Origin of the sequence: Yersinia sp. 1252 StPb PI (assembly GCF_048593885.1) — a bacterium.
Lineage (GTDB): Bacteria > Pseudomonadota > Gammaproteobacteria > Enterobacterales > Enterobacteriaceae > Yersinia > Yersinia enterocolitica_E.
In genome coordinates this window covers 22287-42470 of the sequence record NZ_JAZGQE010000020.1, presented here as the reverse complement: position 1 = coordinate 42470, position 20184 = coordinate 22287, and the positions used below count along the sequence as shown (strand labels likewise).

Here is a 20184-nt window from a genome sequence, read left to right as displayed (position 1 = left end):
ATATTAATGCATAAGGAAATACAATATGAATGATAATGATTCTATTCAGAGCGTGTTAGGGGACCTACACAGTCGGTATAGTAAATTACTGTCTGATGTAGGAAAGTTGAAGGGCTTCCAGCAACAAATCGAATTACTGAAAGAAAAAGCCAAAAATGACAGTAAAGCAAGAGAGACGTTAATTCGCTTGAATGAAGCTTTTCCGAATGGTTTAAATCAAGAAAAAGCACAATTGATGGTATCTATTGCAAACATGAAAGTACAGTTTAAACAAATGGAGACGCAGCTCAGAAATATAAGTTCAGGTGAGGGAATATAGTTAATCTCGTCCTGAAATATCATTGTTATCTTGAGGTAAGGAGTATTTCTATGGTCGCGAACACTGACGTAAATAAATTAGATAACTCTTATTTGGATGCTGACAAATATTTCAATAATGAATTTGATTTTTCCGTTTTGGAAAATAAATTTAAGAATCTTCACAACGACATTAATAATGTTCGCAATAATCTAGGCGAGCATGCTGATATCTATAGTATGGGGTTGAGTGCCTTTTATGAATACCTGGACGTACTTGAATCACTTGCCAGAAGTGCCTATGAGGCTATGCACGCCCGATCAGAATATGCCAATAATATACAGGATAACGCTAATCAGGTTGATTCCGTAATTGCCAAAGCGGCTGTAGGGGATGATAAAAAAACTGAGCCGCTACCCGATTCGGTTATCGAGTTTATGCGGGAGCATGGCATCAAAGTTGATAAGATGAGTATTGACGAGTATTTAAAGAAGAATGGGCCAGAACTGGATAAAGGACAATTACAGGCAGTAAAAGCGGCATTAGATAATGAAAAGACCCGCGCGTCAGATACTATGACTCAAGAGCAATTACAGTTACAGAAGTTTATGCAAAGTTATAACGTTAATGTTAATAACATCAGTACATTGCAGACAAGTTTAAAAGATTTATTGACGACGATTGCCCGCAATCTTTGTTAACCAAGTTATGGCCGCAAGGATGATTCGATATGAATATTGAACCTACTGATCAACTTATTAATTTTATGCGGCGCGGTGGTTCTCTGCGTATGTTGGCAAATATGTCGGAGCAAGACTTGACGTTAATATATGAATATAGCGTACAACTTTGTCACGGCGGAGAATATGACGGCGCAAAAAAACTGTTAAATATATTGATCCGTTTCGACCATTGGAATTTTGCTTATTGGTTAACATTAGGTTCGTGTTATCAGCAAACCGGGGATTGCCATCAGGCGATTTATTGCTTCAGCCGCGCGGGGCAAATTCAGGTCGATGATCCTCGTCCATCTTGTTTCGCTGGGGAATGTTATTCCGCTTGCGGCAATGCTATTTATGCTGAAAAAGCATTCCGTGCCGCATTGAACTGGTGCCATGCTCACCCTGAGCAGGCTCAAGTCCGCCAGCAAGCCGAACGGGGACTGGCTGCATTATTACTGGAGGTGAGACATGTCTAATAGTATCGCATTAAAAGCCGGCACTCCGACTGATTGGGCACTGGCAGCCGCAGGTAAAAGCACACCTTTGGCCGTGGCGAAAATACCAGACTGGTGGGCAATTTCCGGGTTGTCACCCTCGGCGGATATGAATATGACGTCACCCAAGGTGACGCAGCAAAAAGCCCAGGCCGCCTTGGATCGCCTGTTGGTCGCCTTACCCCGTTCCGGCGCCAAAGCAGGGGACAGTGGCCGGATTTCCCTTGATCAACTGGGCAGCATAGATATGCAGCTCATCCTCTCGATGGCTGGCAACCTGAGCCTGGTTTTTTTTTCTGATTCCTGTAAGTCAATCCGCCAGCAGATGGAGCGGGCAACGGATGTGCAGACTTTTTTACGCGATAAACGGGTTAATGAGTATCAGCAACAGATAGATAAATCGGTTCAGCAAGCGGATAAAGCTCACAAAGCCGGTATTTTCAACACGGTGTTTGATTGGGCCATCGGCTTAGCCGAGATAGTTTATGGTGCGATTAAGATCTCTGCCGGGGTGCTAACCGGGGATCCGGTGGCAATGGCTTCCGGGGTCGCATATTTGGCGGCAGGGACTGCCGGTTTGGTTAAGGCCGCCGCTGAAACGGCGATGCTGGCAGGAGCCTCAAAAGAGAAATGTCAGGAAATTATTGATGTCGCAGGTAAAGTTCAACTCGGTTGTGAATGCTTTGCTATGGCAATCGACCTGTTTCAAGCCGCTCGCGCGATTAATGCCGCTCGAGCGGTGACCAAAGGGGCGGGTGATGTGTTAAAAGCGGGCGGGGCTGATGCGTTGACCGAAGCGATGAAGAATCTAAGTCACCAAGAAGTGCAACAGTTAACTGAACAGTTCGCCAAGAATACCTGTAAGCAGATAACTGAAACGGAAATGACCTTGATGCGCAATATCACTAACTCTTTTACCCACGCTGGTGTTGAAAAACTGGTAGGCGATGTGACGAAAAATCTGGTTCAAACCGCGATTAAGAAAGGCACTACACTCACTGCAGAACAATTTACTCGCCAATGTACCAAGGAAATTATGAAGAAGATGGTTAAGCAAATAATAAAAGATATCTGCCTCTCACCTTTACAGATAATGCAAAAAGTTACTCAAGGGTTAGTGCAGATTAATAGTGGCCAGTTGGCGATTAAAAACGGAGAGCTGCAAAAAGAAATTGAAAAATTGATGCTTGATCAGGACTTCTCACAGTTTATGGATCAATGGGTTGAACGGAATAAACAGCAGCAAAGTAAACAACTCAAAGATATCTCTCAGAGCGCACAAGATACATTGGAGAAATTAAGCGATAACATCCATCAAAACGGCATGCTACAAACGAGAGTGGCAGGTTCATTAATATAATGAGGTTATCATGAATACACCTATCAGCCAGGAAATAAAAGTAAACGACAAAGCCCTACAGACTGTCGATGATGGAGGGGAATTAGATAATAGTACTGGCAATATCATTAGTGAAATCTCCGACATTATTTCCAAAATGTATGAGTTAGCTAAAAAAATGCGTAATTCACTGAGTACTTATGGTGGGAAACAATTCGAGCTTCTGTTTAATATCAAAGCTGCTGCCATGAAAAGTCAGCGTGAAGCGATCGATAAAACAGCCTCCGCAGCCATCTCTAACGGAGTTTGCTCCATTCTGTCCGGTGTAATTAGCGCCGCCAGTGCCGGAGCAGGCGACCGGTGGGGCGGTATCGGCGCGCCTATTGGTGGTGTTGCTGGGCAATTCATTACCGGTAGTGGGAAACTGGCCGAGGGTGATATATCCCGTCAGGCGGAAACCTTGCGCATGCAGAGCAATCTGCAAAGTTTTAGCTCTGATAGTTACTCAAAAAATAGCAATGAAATACAGAATAAACTAGGAGAGGTAAGACAAGAATTCAAGGACTTTAGCAATACCTTGACTAACCTAATAAACAATATTTCCATGGCTGTGAAATTATGATATATGAAATTTAACTCTCAGCACATTGAGCAATACTTACTCAGCAAAGGCTGTGTGACTCAAACAGCCTTTTTCGAAAATAGCACTATCAAATTAGGGAGTGAGTTTTTATTTGATAAGTACCGGGTGATCTACCGTATTGAACAGCGTGAATTAATTATTTGTTCTTTGGAGGTTTCCACTGAAAAAAACACACCGGGGAATTTTTTAGCATTATTTAATTTCCTGCTCCATTTAGGTGAGGAAATTACTGATATATCGATAGTCAGAATGCTGATTATTAATAATATCGCTAATCAGCCTTTGTGGTTGATCCGCAGTAGACTTATTCGAATATTAATAGCCAAGGGTGCATTCAGTAAGAATATCGATGGTAATGATTGGCTACTATTTGATGTCAGTACGGATAAATAAAACAAAGGAGGTCCAATGGACGATTTTTCTGCCGATGATTTCCAGTCCCTGTGTGTAAAGATAAATAGTGTATTGAAAGAACAGAATATTATTCAGCACCCAATGAGTGATTTTAAGCGGCAACCTGATCCGCAGGAAGTAGAAACGCGCTATACACGGGGTTATCAGGCCTGGCTGGCAGATGACTATACTGCCGCGATCAGTGATTTTTCTTGGCTTACAGTCTGTTGCCCCTTAGTGCCACGGTTTCATTTGGCTTTGGCCGCCGCTCTGCAAATGCAGCAAGAATATGCTCTGGCGCTGAGTGCTTATGCCGCTGCGCTATTACTGGATGCAAATGATCCTGAACCGGTATACCAAATGGCTGTTTGTTTACGTGCGCTGGATAAAGGCGCTGATGCCAGAGAGGCATTACAAACCGCCATTGAAATGAGCTACCTGAATCCTGAGTATGCGTCTACAGCAACGAAAGCCAATCGATTATTGAGTGAAATATAGATGAAATAACACGAATATTATGACTAAAATTTAAAAGGGGATAGCGATGGATAGAATAGACAATATTAAGTGTGTTAATAATTCATCTGAGCCGAATGCGGTAGTTAATTCGAATATCGAGGGGAGACCCTCTATTTCCACCCCTGCAGAAATAGCAAATGACTTTCTGAGCAAAGATGTTCCAAATGCTAATTGTGCGATAAATAAAGTTCTCGATACTCAAGAAGATATTGTTAGTAAAAATAACGATATCAAAGTTAAGTTAGCCAAAAAACAGTTTTTCATCAATGTGGTTGAGTTGGCGGTTTCTCTGGCTTCATTTGCTGTCAGTGTTGGAATGAGTATTTGCAGTGGCGGGGCGGCGACCCCGGTTGCCATCGTTACTGGGTTGAACTTAATGTTATCACTGTCTAACCTGGCATGCGGCTACCATAACTGGAATTGTGCCAGTAAAAATAAAGAGGGGTTCGCCATGGGCAGTGATGCCATTCAGCAAGCTGCCTTTATGCTCGCTAAATCCTGTGGTGCTTCATCCGATAATTGCAAAAAAATCGCGCGCTACACATCGTACTTTATTCGTGTTGGTATCGTGGCCTCTTTAGCAGGTATAGGGCTACTAACGAACCCGGTCGTTACCAACAGTTTATGTTTACTTGCTAAAAACTATAATCCAATAGTGGCCTCTATAACCAGTATTATTACTGCCGGTGCGCTAGGGGTGTGGATAAGTAATGATAATGATCAGCGAAAAGAAATAGCGGGTGTTTTAAGGAGTAATGAGCAGGAAGCAAATGAAATACTAATAGCAACTCATGCTGAGGGGGCTGCATATCGAAAAATCGGTATCATCAAGGATAATATACAAACAAATTTCGCTTAGGGTGAATGCCGGATAGTCTCTTTAGTGTTATTTGTTAACCTTGTATAAGGTTAATTACTCTCTAAGGGATATGATGAAATCAATACAGTTTATTTTATTTCGGCAAGAGGGAACATTACGTAGCAACGGAGAGTGTTATACGGTACCTGCGGGCAGTTTAGTTGTTACCCACGAGTTGGCTACGGTATCTTCTTTCTCGCAAAGTACTTTTATTTCAATATTGTGTCATTCGATAGATCTTTTACCTATATATCAAAACTTAGCCAGTAAAATGGTGCAGTCGAATAAATTTCGCTTGCCTCATAAAATATCTGATTGCTACAAAATATTGCCAGCAAATAAAGATGTTATTCACGCAACTGAACAGTTAATTGATATTGAGCGCTCAGCATCATTACGCTTTCTTTACCTGTATTGTTTAGGTCTGGATTCAGTTTATTTCTCCAGATTGTTGGAATCAATTGTGGGTACCAATAATGAGTTACTGGAGTTTTTTGAACAAAATCGCCTTAATCCCTGGACGGTATCGCGCTATGCCGATGAATTAGGTATTTCCACCCGTAAATTGAATTTTCTGTTTTATGAAAAATTCGGCATGTCTGCGAAGCAGTGGTTACTGGATCAACGTTTGAAAAAGGGCTGTGAATTGTTGTTATCTACACGGCTGCGTGTGGCAGATATTGCCATGGAATGTGGTTTTAGCAATCACGCGCATTTCTCTGATAGCTTCCGTCGCCGTTTTCAGCAGTGCCCATCGCATATGCGGTCACTTATGGAATAGGAGGTTTGATGGATATAAACGCATTAATGAACGAAATGACGAATAGTATTCATAAGATAAGTCAGGACTTTCAAAACCAGATGGCTGCCGGTAATCCCTCTGATCCTGAACATATGCTCAAGATGCAATTTGCCATGCAGCAGTATTCGTCTTACATCAACTTTAGCAGTGCGCTGATGAAGAATATTAAAGATATGACCAGTGGGATTATTGCCAAAATATGATCTTACTTTCAGCACAATGCCGCCAGTTGGTGGTTGAAGCCGCCTTGGCCGGGGTGAATCACAGCCTACAGGCAGAAGCCCAAAATATTCTTAATGTGTTACCCCAACTGATACCGGATCCACAAGTTCGCTTGGTCTGTGAGGCAATGCTGTTATTCGGACTTAATGACAGAGTGGCAGCACTGGCGTTACTGGCAACATCCAAATCCGAAGATGCGCAGGCCATGTTGGCGTTGCTACAACAAGGGATCTCTGCTGCTGACCCAACGTCATTGGCGTTGCCAATAACAACGCGGCAGCCTCTGGTACTAAAGGCATAACACCGCAACGGTATACAATTGCTTATCAACAAGGAGATCATCAGATGGAAATTGATGCCATTCAGGCTGCTTCAATGTTGAATACCCCCCTTCAGCCAGCGGCCGGTGAGCCGCAACAAATCGCCAAATTTACGCAGTTAATGCAACAGGTGGAACCTGACACGGCAATGATGTCGCCGACCCAATTATTGGACGTTCAGTCGCAATGGATGCACGCCACATTAGCAGTAGATTTAACGGCTAAAGTGGCCGGTGTTCTCGGGCAGAACATCAATAAACTGGTCAATATGCAATGAAACGCCTGCGGCGTGCGATAGCGCTCTTGCTGGTGGTGGTCTCCCTTTCAGGCTGTGGTATGGAGCTATATAGCGGGCTTTCTGAGGGGGAGGCCAACCAGATGCTGGCGTTGCTGATGTTGCACCAGATTAAAGCCGAAAAGCAGTCCGAGAAAGGCGGGACGGTAAGGCTGAGTGTCGATAAAAGTCAGTTTATTAATGCAGTGGAACTGCTACGACAACATGGTTTTCCGCGTCAGAAATTTACGACAGTGGATACGTTGTTTCCGTCGAACCAGCTCGTGACATCACCTGGCCAAGAGCAGGCCAAGATGGTCTATTTGAAAGAACAGCAGTTGGAAAGCATGTTGAGCCATATGGATGGGGTGATTCATGCTGATGTGACCATTGCCATGCCCGCGCCGACCGACGGGAAAAGCAGTGTTCCCCACGCCGCCTCAGTGTTTATCAAGTATTCCCCCGAGGTCAATTTACAAAGCTATCAGCCACAAATTAAAAATCTGATCCGCGATGGTATCCCCGGTATCGATTACTCACAGATTAGTGTGGTGATGCAGCCTGCCAATTATCGGTTTATCGCCGCTGAGCCACACCAGCACGCTGAGGCACAACTGAGCTTGCAATGGCTATTACGCCACGCCGGTGCGATACAGATAGCGTTAGGGCTACTGTTGGTACTGCTGGCTGGGTTGTCAACGGTGTGCTTATTACGCTATTTGCGCCGATAAATCGCTAATGGAAGGGGAAAAGGGATGATATTACCGTTAACCGCTGATATCCGGCATTTGCATCAGTTAGCCTGGCGACCCGCACAGTTTGCCCATCCTCTATGGTTGGCGGCGATGGGGATTAACATAGAGAACTACTGTTATGGCCACAGTAACGCACTGGACAGAGTGTTGAATAATGCGCTAATTCGGCAACGAAAATTCCCACAGCAAACCCTGCCTGCGGTGCTGAGCAAACCGCAGCGAGAGCGAATGGCAAGCTATCCACGCTTATCTGCCCACTGTCTGGCGCTGGGGTTGGTTTATTTACAATGTGGTGATTATTTGCGCCTACGGCGTTATCGCGAGAGGCTTTCGCCGCTGTTGGATGAAGCTGATATCCAACAACTCATTGGTATGGGATATCAGGGTCACCTGCCTGCCAGCTTAAGCCCACAGCATCTGCCCACGGTTGCCTTACGTCTGGGGCATAGCCTGGCACATCAGGTACGCCACGATGATGTGGTTTGGCGTGCCACCTCTATCTCATTACCCCCTCAGCCCCGTGCATTATCTCTGTCCCAGGCATTCTCTTTTTCGGTTGACGGTTGGTTAACCCGACTGGAGCGTTTGCTGTGAACCCTTTTCATCTCAGGATAGAGAAATTTGATTATTCGCTGCCAGCGGGGCGAGTCATTGCGGCGGTTCAGTTACAGGAAATGGCGCAGAGCCGCGATATTTTGTCTGCTGCCCGGGTGCAGGCAGCCGAGATTGTGCAAGCAGCGCAGGATGAGAGCCGCGTGTTGTTGGCGCAAGCACAGCAACAAGCAGACATGCTGATGGTTCAAGCGCGGAGTCAAATAGAAGCTGAGGTGTTGGCGCAACATGTTGGCTGGCTAGTGGCGGCGGAGCAATTGGAGGCATCCTTGATTACACAAGCCCGTCAGCAGATTCTGGCAGCGATTGCGTCGGTGGTAACTGCCTGGGCCGGTCAGCAATCTGTGGAACAGATTTTGATTCATCGGCTAGGGGCGCAAGTGGAGAAAATGGCGCACGATGAAATGTTAGTTTTACAGGTTCACCCGCAGCATCTGCCTGCCGTGGTCTCTGCTCTGGGTGAACGGGTGCAGTGTGTGGGGGATGAGAGCATGCCTGAAGATACCGCCCGCTTAGGTTCGCCAATGCTGCAAGTTAGCCTTTCTCTGCGTAGCCATTTGGCGCAACTTATCCTTTGGCTACAGGAGCCAGCTCATGATTAGTGCCAATAATGTGTCAGAGACCTTGGCAGTTCACGGCTCTGACCAACATGTGGGGAAGGCTCATGGCGAAGTAACCCCCGCACACTCAGTCATGGAACTGGCCAGCATTGAATTATCTGAAGTGAGACAAACCGCGCTGGAAGAGACGATGGAAGAGATCGGGCTGAGTCTCGGTTCCCGTTTGAAAGATCAAAAATCCATTGAGGCTGAGGAGCGTAATCTGCGCCGCCAACAGCTATTGGTGAAGTTGATAACTCAGCTCTCCGGTAGCAACGATATGCTGTTTTCACAGAACATTCCGCTTGATGTGGATCTTGTTTCACTTGCCAATAAGCTTCGACAGGGTGAGCTATCGGCAGGGCAGCAAGTGTTACTGTTGGCCGCCATGCTGGCACACAGCAAAAATAATCCATTACGCCGCCGCAGCTTATCGCAATTACTTGGCCCGCTACTTGAGCGTGAGGGCTGGGAGGTTGAGCTATTTGGTCTGTTGGAGTTGGGCGCAGAGGGCAGCCGCTCGCTGGGAGCGGTCAAACAGTTGTTTCAGCAAAGTATTCATCAAAGTGAATTGTCGCTGGCGGAGTGGTTTACCCGGGTGAGTCGTTGGCCACAGCGCCAACAACGTGTTCGGGTACTCATGCGTGCCGTCGCGTTTGATTTGTCCTGTCGGCCGTTCGCTCAATACGGTGAGCGTTTGTCCGCGACACTCCACCAGTTGCGCCGTTTGCTGATGTTTCTCGGGTTGGAAGACCATTGCAGCCAGGTGGGGAATGTCTGTGGAGTGGCAGGAGATATGATTCTGAACGAGGTACTGGCAGTGGTGGGACAACCCTGGTTATTCAGTAGCTGGTTGCAGCCACGAATTGAAGCGATTATTGGTTCGGATGCCAAAGCACAGCGCGGATTCATTCGTCGGTTTTATGAGTTGTTTAAATTGATGCCAGTGGATTGTTTCAATGATCAGGAACAACAAGCACAAATTTTAGCCACCTTGCTGGAGATATGACTTTTCGTTTCAGGCGAACCCCTGATGGTTGATAAGGCATTGGCTGCTTATTCTTTTCATTGTTTATTCTCGTCATTTTTCAACTTGCAGGTGTGCTGGCTGCGCTCACGACCCGGCCACAACCGATTTGTCTCTTGCTTGCCGCCGGTCTGAATTTTGAAATCTATTATGTATAGCGAAAAGTTGCATCAAAAGGACACTGGTTATGGAGATGGATTTAGTTGTTACCCGTAACCTTCAAATGTTTATCCGCATGGCGGAATTGCCCTGCTCGGCAATCACCTCTCGCATGCAGTGGCAGATAGAAAAACGGATTATTTTCCTTGAGTGGCGAGCATCAAGGTTACTGCTCACTTGCGGTTTACAACAACGGCACTACAACCATGATGATCTGCTGCGGCTCCAGCAATGCTGGCGGCTTGAGCGATTTAATGGCGTGCCACAGCGTATCTACTTACTGAAAATGGGTATTATGGTCAGTTGCTCCCCGCCGGCATTGTCCGATGCTGAGTTTTGGTATCAGCTCTACCGGCAGCAGTGCGCCTTGCTGTGCCGCCTGCCGGGAGCATGTCCATGAGGCAATCGGCGTTGATACGTGGCTTGCTGATGATAACTGCGCGGCAGGATATTTTTCTGGCGATCATGCTGTTGGTAGCGATCTTTATGATGATCCTGCCTCTGCCAACCGTGTTGGTAGATCTGCTGATTGCGATCAATCTGGCTTTCTCAGTCATCCTGCTAATGATCTCGATTTACCTGCGCGATCCACTCGAATTCTCGGTTTTCCCGTCGTTATTGCTGATTACCACGCTCTATCGCTTGGCGCTGACTATCAGTACTACGCGCTTAGTGCTGCTCCAGCATGATGCCGGTGAAATTGTCGAGGCATTCGGTCAGTTTGTGGTTGGCGGTAATCTGGCTGTGGGGTTGATCATTTTTACTATTATCACCGTGGTCCAGTTTATCGTGATTACCAAAGGCTCAGAGCGAGTGGCAGAGGTCAGCGCCCGTTTCTCGCTTGATGGCATGCCCGGTAAGCAAATGAGTATTGATGGTGATATGCGGGCGGGCGTGATTGATGCGGCCGAGGCCGGGCGGCTAAGGGATAGAGTACAAAAAGAGAGCCGGTTGTTTGGGGCGATGGACGGCGCGATGAAGTTCGTTAAAGGCGATGCTATTGCCGGGATTATTGTCATTCTGGTGAATATTATTGGCGGCATCACCATCGGTGTGTTGCAACATAATATGTCGGCGGAACAGGCGATGATCACCTATGCGGTGCTCTCGGTTGGCGATGGGCTATGTGCCCAAATCCCATCGTTACTTATCTCCATTACCGCTGGGATTATTGTGACCCGCGTTCCTGGCGGCGATAAGCAGAGTTTGGCTAAAGATCTGGCGGTACAAGTGGGGCGTCAGCCAGATGCTTTATGGTTAGCCGCCGCCATCCTGACTGTTTTTGCTTTGTTACCCGGTTTTCCATTCCTGATCTTTATCATACTGGCGGCGCTGGTGGCCGCGCCGGCCTTTTTACTCTATCGCAAGAATCAGTCAATACGGCACAGAGGTACGGTAACGGGGGCTGGTGACAGTGGCTTATCTGCGGACCATGCAATGACACCAGGAGCGGTACCCTTGATGTTGCATTGCGCGCCTAACCTGGATTATCCCGAGTTGGCCCGAGATATTGATAGCTTGCGCTGGCGCTGGTTTGAGCATCTTGGCGTGCCATTGCCGGAGGTGGAGATCCGCAGTGATCCTACCTTAATTGAGAACAGCTTATCGATCCGGGTCTATCAGGAGCAAGTGCTGGAACTGACATTACCATCAGATGAGTTGCTACTGACTCAGCCCAGTGCCCAGCTAGAGACGCGCAGCCAAAGGTTAGGCAGCAGAATGGGCACTTTTGAGTGGTTAGCCGCAGATCAGGGCAGCCATGCCAGCATCCTGGGCATCCCATATGTACAAGGGCATAAACGTATTATCTCTTGTCTGACACGGGTATTCGAGCGACATACAGCCGAATTTATTGGTGTGCAGGAAACCCGTTATCTGATGGATGCGATGGAAGGGCGCTACGGGGAATTAGTGAAAGAACTACAGCGCCAGATGCCGCTGGGCAAAGTTGCAGAGATACTGCAACGGCTAGTGGAGGAGGATGTATCGATCCGGGATTTGCGCACCATTTTCGGCGCGCTGGTGGTCTGGGCACCGAAAGAGAAAGACAGTGTCATGTTAACCGAGTACGTGCGCATCGCCTTACGCCGCCATGTGTGTCGCCGGTTCAGTAAAAACAGCGTCTGGTTACCGGTATTGCGGCTGGGAGAGGGGGCTGAGAACTTGATTCGTGAATCCATTCGCCAAACCTCTGCGGGTGCTTACTCGGCGTTAGCCGATAAACACTCACGTTTGATCCTCGACAAGATAAAAGCCGCTGTTGCACAAAACAGTGATGTTGTCCTGCTGACCGCCATCGATGTACGGCGTTTTCTGCGCAAAATAGTTGAGCGGGATATTTTCACGCTGCCGGTACTTTCCTGGCAGGAATTGGGTGATGAGATGAATATCAAGGTGGCCGGCACTATTGAGTTGATTGGTGATGAACTTGATGAAGCTGCCTGATAGTCCAACACTAAGTGCTCAGTTGCATCAGCAATTGCGCTTATCGTCTCTGCCGCCGGATGGTATGGCCTATCGCGGGCCAATATTGGATGTTGGCCCAACCCTATTACGCGCCAATCTGCCCGGTGTGGCGCTGGGGGAGTTATGCCGTATTGCGTCACCGGGCATGCTGGCCGAAGTGGTCGCTATTGAACAACAGACCGCGTTGCTATCGCCATTCGCCTCTTCAGCCGGTTTGCGCAGCGGTCAGTGGGTGTCACCACTTGGGCATACCCACCGTGTCAAGGTGGGGCCATCACTGGTTGGGCGAGTTTTGGATGGTTTGGGTGTCGCCATGGATGGCGGCCCTCCGGTTATCGGGCATTGGCGTGAGTTGGATTGCCAACCCCCGGAGCCACTAACCCGCCAGCCGATTCGGCAAATACTGACCACCGGGATCCGGGCCATTGATGGCGTATTGAGCTGCGGTGAGGGGCAGCGAGTCGGTATTTTTGCGGCGGCAGGTGTCGGGAAAAGTAGCTTGCTGAGTATGCTCTGTGCGGGCAGCAATGCGGATGTCATGGTGTTGGCGTTAATTGGTGAACGTGGCCGTGAAGTGCGGGAGTTTCTTGACCAGGTGCTCACCCCTGAAACCCGTGCTCGCACCGTAGTGGTAGTCGCAACCTCTGATCGTCCGGCTCTGGAGCGGCTGAAGGGTATTTATACTGCTACTACCGTGGCCGAATACTTCCGTGAGCGCGGGTTGAAAGTGTTGTTAATGGTGGATTCGCTAACCCGCTATGCCAGAGCGGCCCGAGAAATAGGGCTGGCGGCCGGGGAACTGCCTGCGGCGGGCAGCTTCCCTCCCAGCGTCTTTGCGGCATTACCCCGCTTATTGGAGCGGGCCGGTAACAGTGAATGCGGCAGTATCACCGCTTTTTACACCGTACTGGTGGAAGGGGACGATATGAATGAGCCGGTGGCAGATGAGGTACGTTCGCTGTTGGATGGGCACATTGTGCTATCCCGCCGACTGGCCGGTGCCGGGCACTATCCGGCTATCGATATCGCTGCCAGTGTTAGCCGTATCATGCCGCAAATCGTCACGGTAGAACATCTGGCGCTGGCACAGAAACTGCGCCAAATACAAGCCTGCTATCAAGAGATCGAACTGTTGGTTCGCGTGGGTGAATATCAGGCGGGGCAAGACCCGCAGGCTGATGACGCACTGCAACGTTACCCGAAGGTCTGCGCCTTTTTGCAACAGGAGAACGTCTTATCGTGCCATCCCGACGCCGTCAGCCTCAACCACACCTTGGAACAACTCGGCCAAATAATCAATTGAACCACTCCGCGCTGGATATCTTGCAGCGCTTGCTCTGTTTACGGCAACGCAAAGAGCGCCGGTTACGCCAACAACTGTTCCGTTGGCAGCAAGAACAGCAGCAGCAGGAACTGCAATTGATACAGTGCCGTCGCGAACGCCATCAGTTATGTCAGCAGTTACAACAGCTTGCGCAATGGCGCGGTAGGCTGCTCCCCGCACAAGCGGAGCAGCAGAGAGTTTTACAACATCAGATGTATCAGGCGGAGCGGCAGCAGCAAAAGCAAATTAGCGCGTTGCACGCTCTGGGGCTGCAACAACAGGACGCAATTGCAGCACAACAGGCGCTGATACGGAGTAATCAGCGTGAACAGGAAAAATTACGGATGTTAATAAAAGATGAGTCGAATCGATATTGAAGGTGCATTACCTCTGCTCAGTGAGCATTATTTGGGCGGGGATTCGCAGCCGCGGGTCGCTAATGAGAGACAAAAACAGCAATTTGCCCGTTATCTCTCTCCGCGTGTTCTTCCCATGGCGGAGATGGCCGATGCAATTACCACGGTGAGAGACCGTGGCTTGATATCCACTGATTACTGCATTGCCAGTGGGCCGTTGCGTGGGACAAGGGTCAGTGTCAGCCTGGCTGTTCAGGGGTTAAATATTGTGCTCAGTCACACCAATGGTGAATTGGTTGAACGTTTGCAACGTATACAGTCGCGCTGGCAACGGCAACTGCATTTGTTAGGCTTCCCCTGCTGGTTGGAGGTCATCCATGTTCGAGAGTCTGACGGCTGAATTACGCCAACTCAGCGCCGTGATTGGCCATGGACGGCATTCGGCTGGGGTGTCTGCAACCTTCATCAAAGCTGGGGGAGAGGGGGTTTATCTGCCACTGCAATTTAATGGGCAGGAATGTGGTTTGTGGTTATCGCAGTCATGTTGGCAGCACTGGCTGGCCTATGCGCTGGCAACGGATGATGCTCCTCTTCTGGCGGCAGAATTGGTGAATGCAATGGCGCATTGGGCCGTCAGTCCACTGCTTGCGTCACTACCCGAGTTGGTCCTTCATGACATTACTCCTCAGGCGATGACACTGCTAACGCAGTGGGCGGTGGGGCTGACTTTCGAACTGGAAGGGCAGCAACTCAGTGTCGTGCTGTGTAACTGGCCGCCGGTGGCATTGATAGAAAGGTTATCTCACTGGCAGAGTGAGGCGCTACCCGCGCAGCAAGATGCTGTCTGGCAAGCTGGCTTAGTGGTTGGTTGGAGTCATTTATCCTTACACCAGTTGCAACAAATCAGGCCTGGAGATGGGGTGCGGATACTGGCGGCCGCTGAACTGGAACAGCGGAATTGTTGGTTATGGCCGATGGCATCCGCGCAGATTTATATCAAATTAGAGGATGGAAACAAAATGACAATTCAACAGGTTAATGACGATATTGACCGGTTGCTGGCGCTGGATATTGCCACTGTGACCCAAGAGCCACCGGCGGTGGCGCTAGAGCAATTACCGCAGACACTCGTCATGGAAATAGGGCGGTTGACACTGCCGCTGCGTGATATCAAACAGTTAGCCGTCGGGCAAACACTGGACTGTAAAACTGCCTTCTACGGCGAAGTGAATATTCGTTTGCACGGGCAATCGGTCGGCAGTGGCAGCCTGTTGTGTTGTGATGAGCAGTTAATTGTGCGCATTGAGCAATGGTTTCTCACCGCTCGTCCTTGAGAATGCGCTGCTGTTGGGCTGAGGCACTGAGGTTATTCAGGTCATGACCTGATTCCGGCTAAGGCGGGCTGGGCAAATACTGTGGGTATTGTTTTTACTCAACAGGCCAGCCTTTTGCGGAACCGATTATGGAGTTACTGAATTCGTCCTCTCAATTGATTGTCCTGCTTTTTTTGCTGTCGGTGCTGCCACTGCTGATGGTGATGGGCACTTCATTCCTCAAACTATCGATAGTTTTTTCTTTGTTACGCAATGCGCTGGGTGTTCAGCAGGTGCCTCCTAATATCGCTATTTATGGACTGGCCTTGGTGTTAACCATTTTCATCATGGCACCGGTTGGCTTAGATGTGCATGCCCGACTGCAAGATGAGCCGCTCCCCAACGACATTGGCGCTTTGCTACAGCAAATTGATGAGCATGCTCTGGCGCCATACCGCGATTTTTTACAACGTAATACCGATACAGAACAAGTCACTTTTTTTAACGATATCGTCCAAACCAAATGGCCCGAACGCTATCGCAATAGTGTAAAACCCAATTCACTGCTGATATTAATGCCCGCATTTACGCTAACCCAACTGACTGAAGCATTCAAAATCGGGTTGTTGCTCTATTTGCCGTTTGTGGCGATCGACTTAATTGTGTCCAATATTCTGTTGGCCATGGGCATGATGATGGTGTCACCCATTACCATTTCACTCCCATTCAAGTTATTGATTTTTATTCTTATTGATGGTTGGGGATTACTACTGGGTCAGTTGGTGGGGTCGTATTTATGACTCTCGACCGAGGGATGTATCAATGAGTAATGCCATTGTTGTTCATCTGGCGACCCAACTGTTATGGATAGTGTTACTGCTCTCGATGCCGGTGGTGGTGGTGGCCTCCGTGGTCGGGTTAATTGTCAGTTTGTTGCAGGCACTCACCCAAATCCAGGATCAGACATTACAATTTTTGATTAAATTACTGGCGGTGTCAGCCACGTTATTGATTACCTACCATTGGATGGGGTCGACACTGCTGAATTATACCCAGCAGACTTTTCTGCAAATCACCAGTATGCGGTCCTGAGATGCCAGACTCTCTGTACTGGCTTGAGGCGCTGGGGTTGGCGATGATGCGCCCTTACGGCATGTTGCTGATATTACCCCTGTTTACTGCGCGCAGTCTGGGCAGTAGCTTATTGCGTAACGGCCTGGTTTTTGCCATAGCTTTGCCGGTCACGCCACTGTTTTTCTCCCTGCCACTGATAACCCACGATAGCCTCATCGGTTGGTTTGGGGGGCTGTGTGTTGAGCTATTGATTGGGGTGATGATTGGCTTTGTCGCGGCGCTGCCTTTCTGGGCCATCGATATGGCGGGGTTCCTGATTGATACTCTGCGTGGTGCCACCATGTCCACTTTGTTTAACCCCAGTATGGGCATGGAATCCTCTATTTTTGGTGTGTTGTTTACGCAAATATTAACCGTACTGTTTTTATTATCTGGCGGTTTCAATCTGGTATTGGCAGCACTCTATGGCTCCTATGAGATTCTGCCTGCTGGCAGTGGTATTCGCCCCTCATCAGCGATGCTGCACTTTCTACAAAGTGAGTGGCTACTGATGCAGGAACTCTGTCTGAGCTTTGCGTTACCCGCGATGCTGGTGATGGTATTAGCTGATTTATCTTTAGGATTAATCAATCGCTCGGCACAACAACTGAATGTTTTCTTTCTGGCGATGCCGATTAAAAGCGCATTGGCTCTGCTTTTGTTACTGATTAGCCTGCCTTATGCCCTACATCACTATCTGGTGGGGATTAACCAGACCGAACAGAAGATAAACACACTGATCCCGTTGATCAATGGGGCTGCCGATGGGGGGTGAGAGCAGTGAAAAGAACGAAAAACCTACCGCGAAACGCCTGAAGGAAGCTCGGGAGAAAGGGCAGGTGATTAAAAGTGTTGAGATAACCTCCGGCGCCCAGTTAGTGGTGCTGGTGGTTTACTTTCTCCTGACCGGCTACACGTTGGTCGATCAGGCCGTCGCGCTTATCCGTAGTTCAATCAGCCAATTACAACAACCGTTGACCATGGCACTGGCCCGCATTGGTGCGGAGTGCATGGCAGTACTTATTCATATTATGGGGATATTAGGCGGTGCGCTGATTTTAGTCACCATTCTTGCCGGTATCGCGCAGGTCGGGCCGTTATTGGCAACCAAAGCGGTAGAGTTTAAAGGCGAACACATCAATCCAATCAATAATGCCAAACAATTATTCTCACTGCGCAGTGTGTTCGAGTTAATCAAATCTTTATTGAAAGTAGGGGTGCTCACGCTGATTTTCGGCTATTTATTGCTGCACTATGCGGTTTCTTTTGGTTATCTGGCTTACTGCGGAAGTCGCTGTGCGATCCCCGTCTTTGCCACATTAATGAGCTGGCTACTGGGTGCTCTGGTTGCCTGTTATGTGGTTTTCTCTTTGATGGATTATGCCTTTCAACGCTATAACATCATGAAACAACTCAAAATGTCTCTGGAAGAAATCAAGCGGGAACATAAAGACAGCAACGGAGACCCACATATCAAACAGAAACGCCGGCAGTTACAGCATGAAGTGCAAAGTGGCAGTTTCGCAAAAAACGTCAGACGCTCTACCGCAGTGGTCCGTAATCCCACCCATTTTGCAGTTTGCCTGTTTTATCACGCTGATGATGCACCCTTGCCCGTGGTGATTGAAAAGGGTCATGGCGAACAGGCCGCGCTGATCATTGCATTAGCAGAGGAGCAGGGTATCCCGGTGGTGGAAAATATTGCGCTGGCACGGGCATTACACCGCGATGTGGCCTGTGGCGATACCATACCAGAGCAATTCTTCGAGCCGGTGGCGGCTATCCTGCGCTTGGCATTGGCATTGGATTACCAGTTGCCAGCGGGTGAAGATGGCTGATCGTGGATGTTTCCTGCCTCTCCGGCACTGTTACTGACGTAACCTTTGATTAACATCTAACTTACGTCACAACATACTTCATTGAATGGATAATTGGCTTATTATATCTAGGTCTATTTTATCGTCGCCGCGAATAGTCTTGATATCGCAAGTGACAGTATCTATTTGGAGGTGTCAGTGTGAGCTGGCAAGCATTTAAATCTCAATATCTGGTGCGCTTTTGGGCGCCACTACCGGCGGTCATTGCTGCTGGTATCTTATCGACTTATTACTTCGGCTTAACTGGCACCTTTTGGGCGGTGACTGGCGAGTTTACCCGCTGGGGAGGCCACCTCATGCAGTTGTTTGGCGCGCATCCGCAAGAGTGGGGTTACTTTAAAGTTATCGGATTGGAGGGGACGCCGTTAGATCGTATTGATGGCATGATGATTATCGGCATGTTTGCCGGATGTATCGCGGCGGCTCTGTGGGCTAACAACGTTAAGTTGCGCAAGCCTCAACACGGTATTCGCATCGCACAAGCGCTGGTTGGCGGCATTATTGCGGGTTTTGGTGCTCGTCTGGCGATGGGCTGCAATTTGGCGGCTTTCTTTACCGGGATTCCACAGTTTTCACTACATGCCTGGTTCTTTGCCCTTGCGACGGCGGCCGGCTCCTACTTTGGTGCCAAATTTACGCTGTTACCTCTGTTTCGCATCCCGGTAAAGTTACAAAAAGTGACGGCTGCATCGCCCTTGACGCAGCATCCGGCCCGCGCCGCACGCCGTTTTCGCCTTGGTATGGTGGTGTTTGTTCTGGCACTAAGCTGGTCGTTGATTGAGCTGTTCCGTCAGCCAAAACTGGGCATCGCCATGTTGTGCGGTATTGGTTTTGGCTTGCTGATTGAACGTGCGCAAATTTGTTTTACCTCTGCGTTCCGTGACTTGTGGATAACCGGGCGTACTCACATGGCAAAGGCCATTATTCTTGGGATGGCGGTCAGTGCGATTGGTATTTTCAGTTATGTCCAACTGGGGGTAGCACCTAAGATTTTGTGGGCCGGGCCGAACGCGGTGATTGGCGGTTTGCTGTTTGGTTTTGGTATCGTGCTGGCCGGAGGCTGTGAAACCGGCTGGATGTATCGCGCGGTCGAAGGGCAGATTCACTATTGGTGGGTGGGGCTGGGTAACATTATCGGCGCGACCATTTTGGCCTATTATTGGGATGATTTCGCCCCTGCTTTGGCGACCAATTATGACAAGGTGAACTTGTTGCAGACCTTCGGGCCAATAGGCGGATTGTTGGTGACTTACCTGATGTTAGCCATTGCCTTTGCTGCCATGCTGTGGTGGGAAAAACGTTTCTTCCGTAAACAGAAAGCGGCCACATCCGTTCTGGCTAAGGAGCTACTATGAGTCATTCCTCATCGACAACGACCGTCATCGTACCTGATTACCGCTTGGATATGGTGGGTGAACCGTGCCCATATCCCGCGGTAGCGACGCTAGAAGCCATGCCGCAACTGAAGCCGGGCGAAATTCTGGAAGTGATCAGCGACTGTCCGCAATCGATTAATAATATCCCATTGGATGCGCGAAACTACGGCTATACCGTGCTGGATATTCAGCAGGACGGTCCTACGATTCGTTATTTGATTCAGCGCTGAGATAAGTAAGTCTATGGATCTGATTTTTCCTTTGGGATTAATGCCTTATCTGCTCAGTGGCTGGGGCGTAATCTGAAAGTGTTTAGTTTGAG

The 20184-nt window shown here is 48.7% G+C and carries 28 protein-coding genes; all 28 read left to right on the top strand.

The window, feature by feature from the left end; translation table 11 throughout:
- The first annotated feature begins 25 nt into the window (after nt 1-25).
- Nucleotides 26-319 (top strand): chromosome partitioning protein ParA, encoded by a 294-nt coding sequence (locus V2A85_RS05310; protein ID WP_420071010.1) that lies wholly within the window; start codon nt 26-28, stop codon nt 317-319.
- A 50-nt stretch (nt 320-369) separates the two neighbouring features.
- Nucleotides 370-999, top strand: a complete 630-nt coding sequence (locus V2A85_RS05305; protein ID WP_420071009.1) for a chemotaxis protein — start codon at nt 370-372, stop codon at nt 997-999.
- A 29-nt stretch (nt 1000-1028) separates the two neighbouring features.
- A complete protein-coding gene (locus V2A85_RS05300) occupies nt 1029-1496 on the top strand; it encodes a SycD/LcrH family type III secretion system chaperone (protein ID WP_420071008.1) in 468 nt (155 codons plus the stop codon).
- A complete protein-coding gene (sctE, locus tag V2A85_RS05295; RefSeq protein WP_420071007.1) occupies nt 1489-2874 on the top strand; it encodes a type III secretion system translocon subunit SctE in 1386 nt (461 codons plus the stop codon). Before V2A85_RS05300 ends, sctE begins: the two co-directional genes overlap by 8 nt.
- 10 nt (nt 2875-2884) lie before the next feature.
- Nucleotides 2885-3475, top strand: coding sequence for a chemotaxis protein (locus V2A85_RS05290; RefSeq protein WP_420071006.1), 591 nt, complete (start codon nt 2885-2887; stop codon nt 3473-3475).
- Nucleotides 3476-3478: 3 nt separating this feature from the next.
- Complete coding sequence (locus tag V2A85_RS05285) at nt 3479-3889, top strand: pathogenicity island 2 effector protein SseE (protein WP_372559989.1); 411 nt, start codon at nt 3479-3481, stop codon at nt 3887-3889.
- A 15-nt stretch (nt 3890-3904) separates the two neighbouring features.
- Entirely contained in the window at nt 3905-4387 is a 483-nt protein-coding gene (locus tag V2A85_RS05280) for a SycD/LcrH family type III secretion system chaperone (RefSeq protein WP_420071005.1), read from the top strand.
- Nucleotides 4388-4433: 46 nt separating this feature from the next.
- Complete coding sequence (locus V2A85_RS05275) at nt 4434-5267, top strand: hypothetical protein (protein WP_420071004.1); 834 nt, start codon at nt 4434-4436, stop codon at nt 5265-5267.
- Nucleotides 5268-5340: 73 nt separating this feature from the next.
- Nucleotides 5341-6048, top strand: a complete 708-nt coding sequence (locus tag V2A85_RS05270) for a helix-turn-helix transcriptional regulator (protein WP_372559986.1) — start codon at nt 5341-5343, stop codon at nt 6046-6048.
- 8 nt (nt 6049-6056) lie between these two features.
- Nucleotides 6057-6272 carry a type III secretion system needle filament subunit SctF gene (gene sctF, locus V2A85_RS05265; protein ID WP_372559985.1) on the top strand — a complete coding sequence of 72 codons (216 nt, stop codon included), beginning with the start codon at nt 6057-6059 and terminating at the stop codon, nt 6270-6272.
- The gene (locus V2A85_RS05260) at nt 6269-6592 is read left to right on the top strand and encodes an EscG/YscG/SsaH family type III secretion system needle protein co-chaperone (protein WP_372559984.1); all 324 of its coding nucleotides are present in this window, start codon (nt 6269-6271) and stop codon (nt 6590-6592) included. Before sctF ends, V2A85_RS05260 begins: the two co-directional genes overlap by 4 nt.
- Nucleotides 6593-6636: 44 nt before the next feature.
- Nucleotides 6637-6888 (top strand): type III secretion system inner rod subunit SctI, encoded by a 252-nt coding sequence (sctI, locus tag V2A85_RS05255; protein WP_372559983.1) that lies wholly within the window; start codon nt 6637-6639, stop codon nt 6886-6888.
- Complete coding sequence (gene ssaJ, locus V2A85_RS05250; RefSeq protein WP_372559982.1) at nt 6885-7616, top strand: EscJ/YscJ/HrcJ family type III secretion inner membrane ring protein SsaJ; 732 nt, start codon at nt 6885-6887, stop codon at nt 7614-7616. Before sctI ends, ssaJ begins: the two co-directional genes overlap by 4 nt.
- 24 nt (nt 7617-7640) lie before the next feature.
- On the top strand, nt 7641-8234 hold the full coding sequence (locus tag V2A85_RS05245; protein ID WP_420071003.1) for a type III secretion system domain-containing protein: 594 nt from the start codon (nt 7641-7643) through the stop codon (nt 8232-8234).
- Complete coding sequence (gene sctL / locus V2A85_RS05240; RefSeq protein WP_372559980.1) at nt 8231-8854, top strand: type III secretion system stator protein SctL; 624 nt, start codon at nt 8231-8233, stop codon at nt 8852-8854. Before V2A85_RS05245 ends, sctL begins: the two co-directional genes overlap by 4 nt.
- A complete protein-coding gene (locus tag V2A85_RS05235; RefSeq protein ID WP_420071002.1) occupies nt 8847-9860 on the top strand; it encodes a TyeA family type III secretion system gatekeeper subunit in 1014 nt (337 codons plus the stop codon). Before sctL ends, V2A85_RS05235 begins: the two co-directional genes overlap by 8 nt.
- 205 nt (nt 9861-10065) lie before the next feature.
- A complete protein-coding gene (locus tag V2A85_RS05230) occupies nt 10066-10437 on the top strand; it encodes a type III secretion system protein (protein WP_372559978.1) in 372 nt (123 codons plus the stop codon).
- Nucleotides 10434-12482: an EscV/YscV/HrcV family type III secretion system export apparatus protein gene (locus V2A85_RS05225; RefSeq protein ID WP_420071001.1), complete on the top strand. Its 2049-nt coding sequence runs from the start codon at nt 10434-10436 to the stop codon at nt 12480-12482. The genes V2A85_RS05230 and V2A85_RS05225 overlap by 4 nt, the downstream gene beginning before the upstream one ends.
- Complete coding sequence (locus V2A85_RS05220; RefSeq protein ID WP_420071000.1) at nt 12469-13806, top strand: EscN/YscN/HrcN family type III secretion system ATPase; 1338 nt, start codon at nt 12469-12471, stop codon at nt 13804-13806. The genes V2A85_RS05225 and V2A85_RS05220 overlap by 14 nt, the downstream gene beginning before the upstream one ends.
- Nucleotides 13803-14204, top strand: coding sequence for a type III secretion protein (locus tag V2A85_RS05215; RefSeq protein WP_420070999.1), 402 nt, complete (start codon nt 13803-13805; stop codon nt 14202-14204). The genes V2A85_RS05220 and V2A85_RS05215 overlap by 4 nt, the downstream gene beginning before the upstream one ends.
- Nucleotides 14185-14583 carry a hypothetical protein gene (locus V2A85_RS05210; RefSeq protein ID WP_420070998.1) on the top strand — a complete coding sequence of 133 codons (399 nt, stop codon included), beginning with the start codon at nt 14185-14187 and terminating at the stop codon, nt 14581-14583. The genes V2A85_RS05215 and V2A85_RS05210 overlap by 20 nt, the downstream gene beginning before the upstream one ends.
- On the top strand, nt 14561-15517 hold the full coding sequence (locus V2A85_RS05205) for a YscQ/HrcQ family type III secretion apparatus protein (RefSeq protein ID WP_372559974.1): 957 nt from the start codon (nt 14561-14563) through the stop codon (nt 15515-15517). Before V2A85_RS05210 ends, V2A85_RS05205 begins: the two co-directional genes overlap by 23 nt.
- 128 nt (nt 15518-15645) lie before the next feature.
- A complete protein-coding gene (sctR, locus tag V2A85_RS05200; protein ID WP_372559973.1) occupies nt 15646-16296 on the top strand; it encodes a type III secretion system export apparatus subunit SctR in 651 nt (216 codons plus the stop codon).
- A gap of 22 nt (nt 16297-16318) precedes the next feature.
- Entirely contained in the window at nt 16319-16588 is a 270-nt protein-coding gene (locus V2A85_RS05195; RefSeq protein ID WP_050085721.1) for an EscS/YscS/HrcS family type III secretion system export apparatus protein, read from the top strand.
- A 1-nt stretch (nt 16589) separates the two neighbouring features.
- Nucleotides 16590-17384 carry a type III secretion system export apparatus subunit SctT gene (gene sctT / locus V2A85_RS05190; protein WP_372559972.1) on the top strand — a complete coding sequence of 265 codons (795 nt, stop codon included), beginning with the start codon at nt 16590-16592 and terminating at the stop codon, nt 17382-17384.
- Entirely contained in the window at nt 17374-18447 is a 1074-nt protein-coding gene (locus V2A85_RS05185; RefSeq protein ID WP_420070997.1) for an EscU/YscU/HrcU family type III secretion system export apparatus switch protein, read from the top strand. The genes sctT and V2A85_RS05185 overlap by 11 nt, the downstream gene beginning before the upstream one ends.
- Before the next feature lie 179 nt (nt 18448-18626).
- Nucleotides 18627-19841, top strand: coding sequence for a selenium metabolism membrane protein YedE/FdhT (gene yedE / locus V2A85_RS05180; RefSeq protein WP_372559970.1), 1215 nt, complete (start codon nt 18627-18629; stop codon nt 19839-19841).
- A complete protein-coding gene (gene yedF / locus V2A85_RS05175; RefSeq protein ID WP_083161077.1) occupies nt 19838-20092 on the top strand; it encodes a sulfurtransferase-like selenium metabolism protein YedF in 255 nt (84 codons plus the stop codon). The genes yedE and yedF overlap by 4 nt, the downstream gene beginning before the upstream one ends.
- Nucleotides 20093-20184: the final 92 nt, after the last annotated feature.

Excerpts from the sequence above, each read along its gene's own strand:
- V2A85_RS05290 (WP_420071006.1), top strand. The coding sequence starts at position 2,885 with ATGAATACACCTATCAGCCAGGAAATAAAAGTAAACGACAAAGCCCTA.
- V2A85_RS05195 (WP_050085721.1), top strand. The coding sequence starts at position 16,319 with ATGAGTAATGCCATTGTTGTTCATCTGGCGACCCAACTGTTATGGATA.
- sctR (WP_372559973.1), top strand. The coding sequence starts at position 15,646 with ATGGAGTTACTGAATTCGTCCTCTCAATTGATTGTCCTGCTTTTTTTG.
- V2A85_RS05210 (WP_420070998.1), top strand. The coding sequence starts at position 14,185 with ATGAGTCGAATCGATATTGAAGGTGCATTACCTCTGCTCAGTGAGCAT.
- V2A85_RS05225 (WP_420071001.1), top strand. The coding sequence starts at position 10,434 with ATGAGGCAATCGGCGTTGATACGTGGCTTGCTGATGATAACTGCGCGG.
- sctI (WP_372559983.1), top strand. The coding sequence starts at position 6,637 with ATGGAAATTGATGCCATTCAGGCTGCTTCAATGTTGAATACCCCCCTT.
- V2A85_RS05230 (WP_372559978.1), top strand. The coding sequence starts at position 10,066 with ATGGAGATGGATTTAGTTGTTACCCGTAACCTTCAAATGTTTATCCGC.
- V2A85_RS05235 (WP_420071002.1), top strand. The coding sequence starts at position 8,847 with ATGATTAGTGCCAATAATGTGTCAGAGACCTTGGCAGTTCACGGCTCT.
- V2A85_RS05275 (WP_420071004.1), top strand. The coding sequence starts at position 4,434 with ATGGATAGAATAGACAATATTAAGTGTGTTAATAATTCATCTGAGCCG.
- V2A85_RS05220 (WP_420071000.1), top strand. The coding sequence starts at position 12,469 with ATGAAGCTGCCTGATAGTCCAACACTAAGTGCTCAGTTGCATCAGCAA.
- V2A85_RS05205 (WP_372559974.1), top strand. The coding sequence starts at position 14,561 with ATGTTCGAGAGTCTGACGGCTGAATTACGCCAACTCAGCGCCGTGATT.
- V2A85_RS05305 (WP_420071009.1), top strand. The coding sequence starts at position 370 with ATGGTCGCGAACACTGACGTAAATAAATTAGATAACTCTTATTTGGAT.
- V2A85_RS05285 (WP_372559989.1), top strand. The coding sequence starts at position 3,479 with ATGAAATTTAACTCTCAGCACATTGAGCAATACTTACTCAGCAAAGGC.
- V2A85_RS05300 (WP_420071008.1), top strand. The coding sequence starts at position 1,029 with ATGAATATTGAACCTACTGATCAACTTATTAATTTTATGCGGCGCGGT.
- sctE (WP_420071007.1), top strand. The coding sequence starts at position 1,489 with ATGTCTAATAGTATCGCATTAAAAGCCGGCACTCCGACTGATTGGGCA.
- V2A85_RS05260 (WP_372559984.1), top strand. The coding sequence starts at position 6,269 with ATGATCTTACTTTCAGCACAATGCCGCCAGTTGGTGGTTGAAGCCGCC.
- sctF (WP_372559985.1), top strand. The coding sequence starts at position 6,057 with ATGGATATAAACGCATTAATGAACGAAATGACGAATAGTATTCATAAG.
- yedF (WP_083161077.1), top strand. The coding sequence starts at position 19,838 with ATGAGTCATTCCTCATCGACAACGACCGTCATCGTACCTGATTACCGC.
- V2A85_RS05245 (WP_420071003.1), top strand. The coding sequence starts at position 7,641 with ATGATATTACCGTTAACCGCTGATATCCGGCATTTGCATCAGTTAGCC.
- sctT (WP_372559972.1), top strand. The coding sequence starts at position 16,590 with ATGCCAGACTCTCTGTACTGGCTTGAGGCGCTGGGGTTGGCGATGATG.
- ssaJ (WP_372559982.1), top strand. The coding sequence starts at position 6,885 with ATGAAACGCCTGCGGCGTGCGATAGCGCTCTTGCTGGTGGTGGTCTCC.
- V2A85_RS05280 (WP_420071005.1), top strand. The coding sequence starts at position 3,905 with ATGGACGATTTTTCTGCCGATGATTTCCAGTCCCTGTGTGTAAAGATA.
- V2A85_RS05185 (WP_420070997.1), top strand. The coding sequence starts at position 17,374 with ATGGGGGGTGAGAGCAGTGAAAAGAACGAAAAACCTACCGCGAAACGC.
- V2A85_RS05270 (WP_372559986.1), top strand. The coding sequence starts at position 5,341 with ATGAAATCAATACAGTTTATTTTATTTCGGCAAGAGGGAACATTACGT.
- V2A85_RS05310 (WP_420071010.1), top strand. The coding sequence starts at position 26 with ATGAATGATAATGATTCTATTCAGAGCGTGTTAGGGGACCTACACAGT.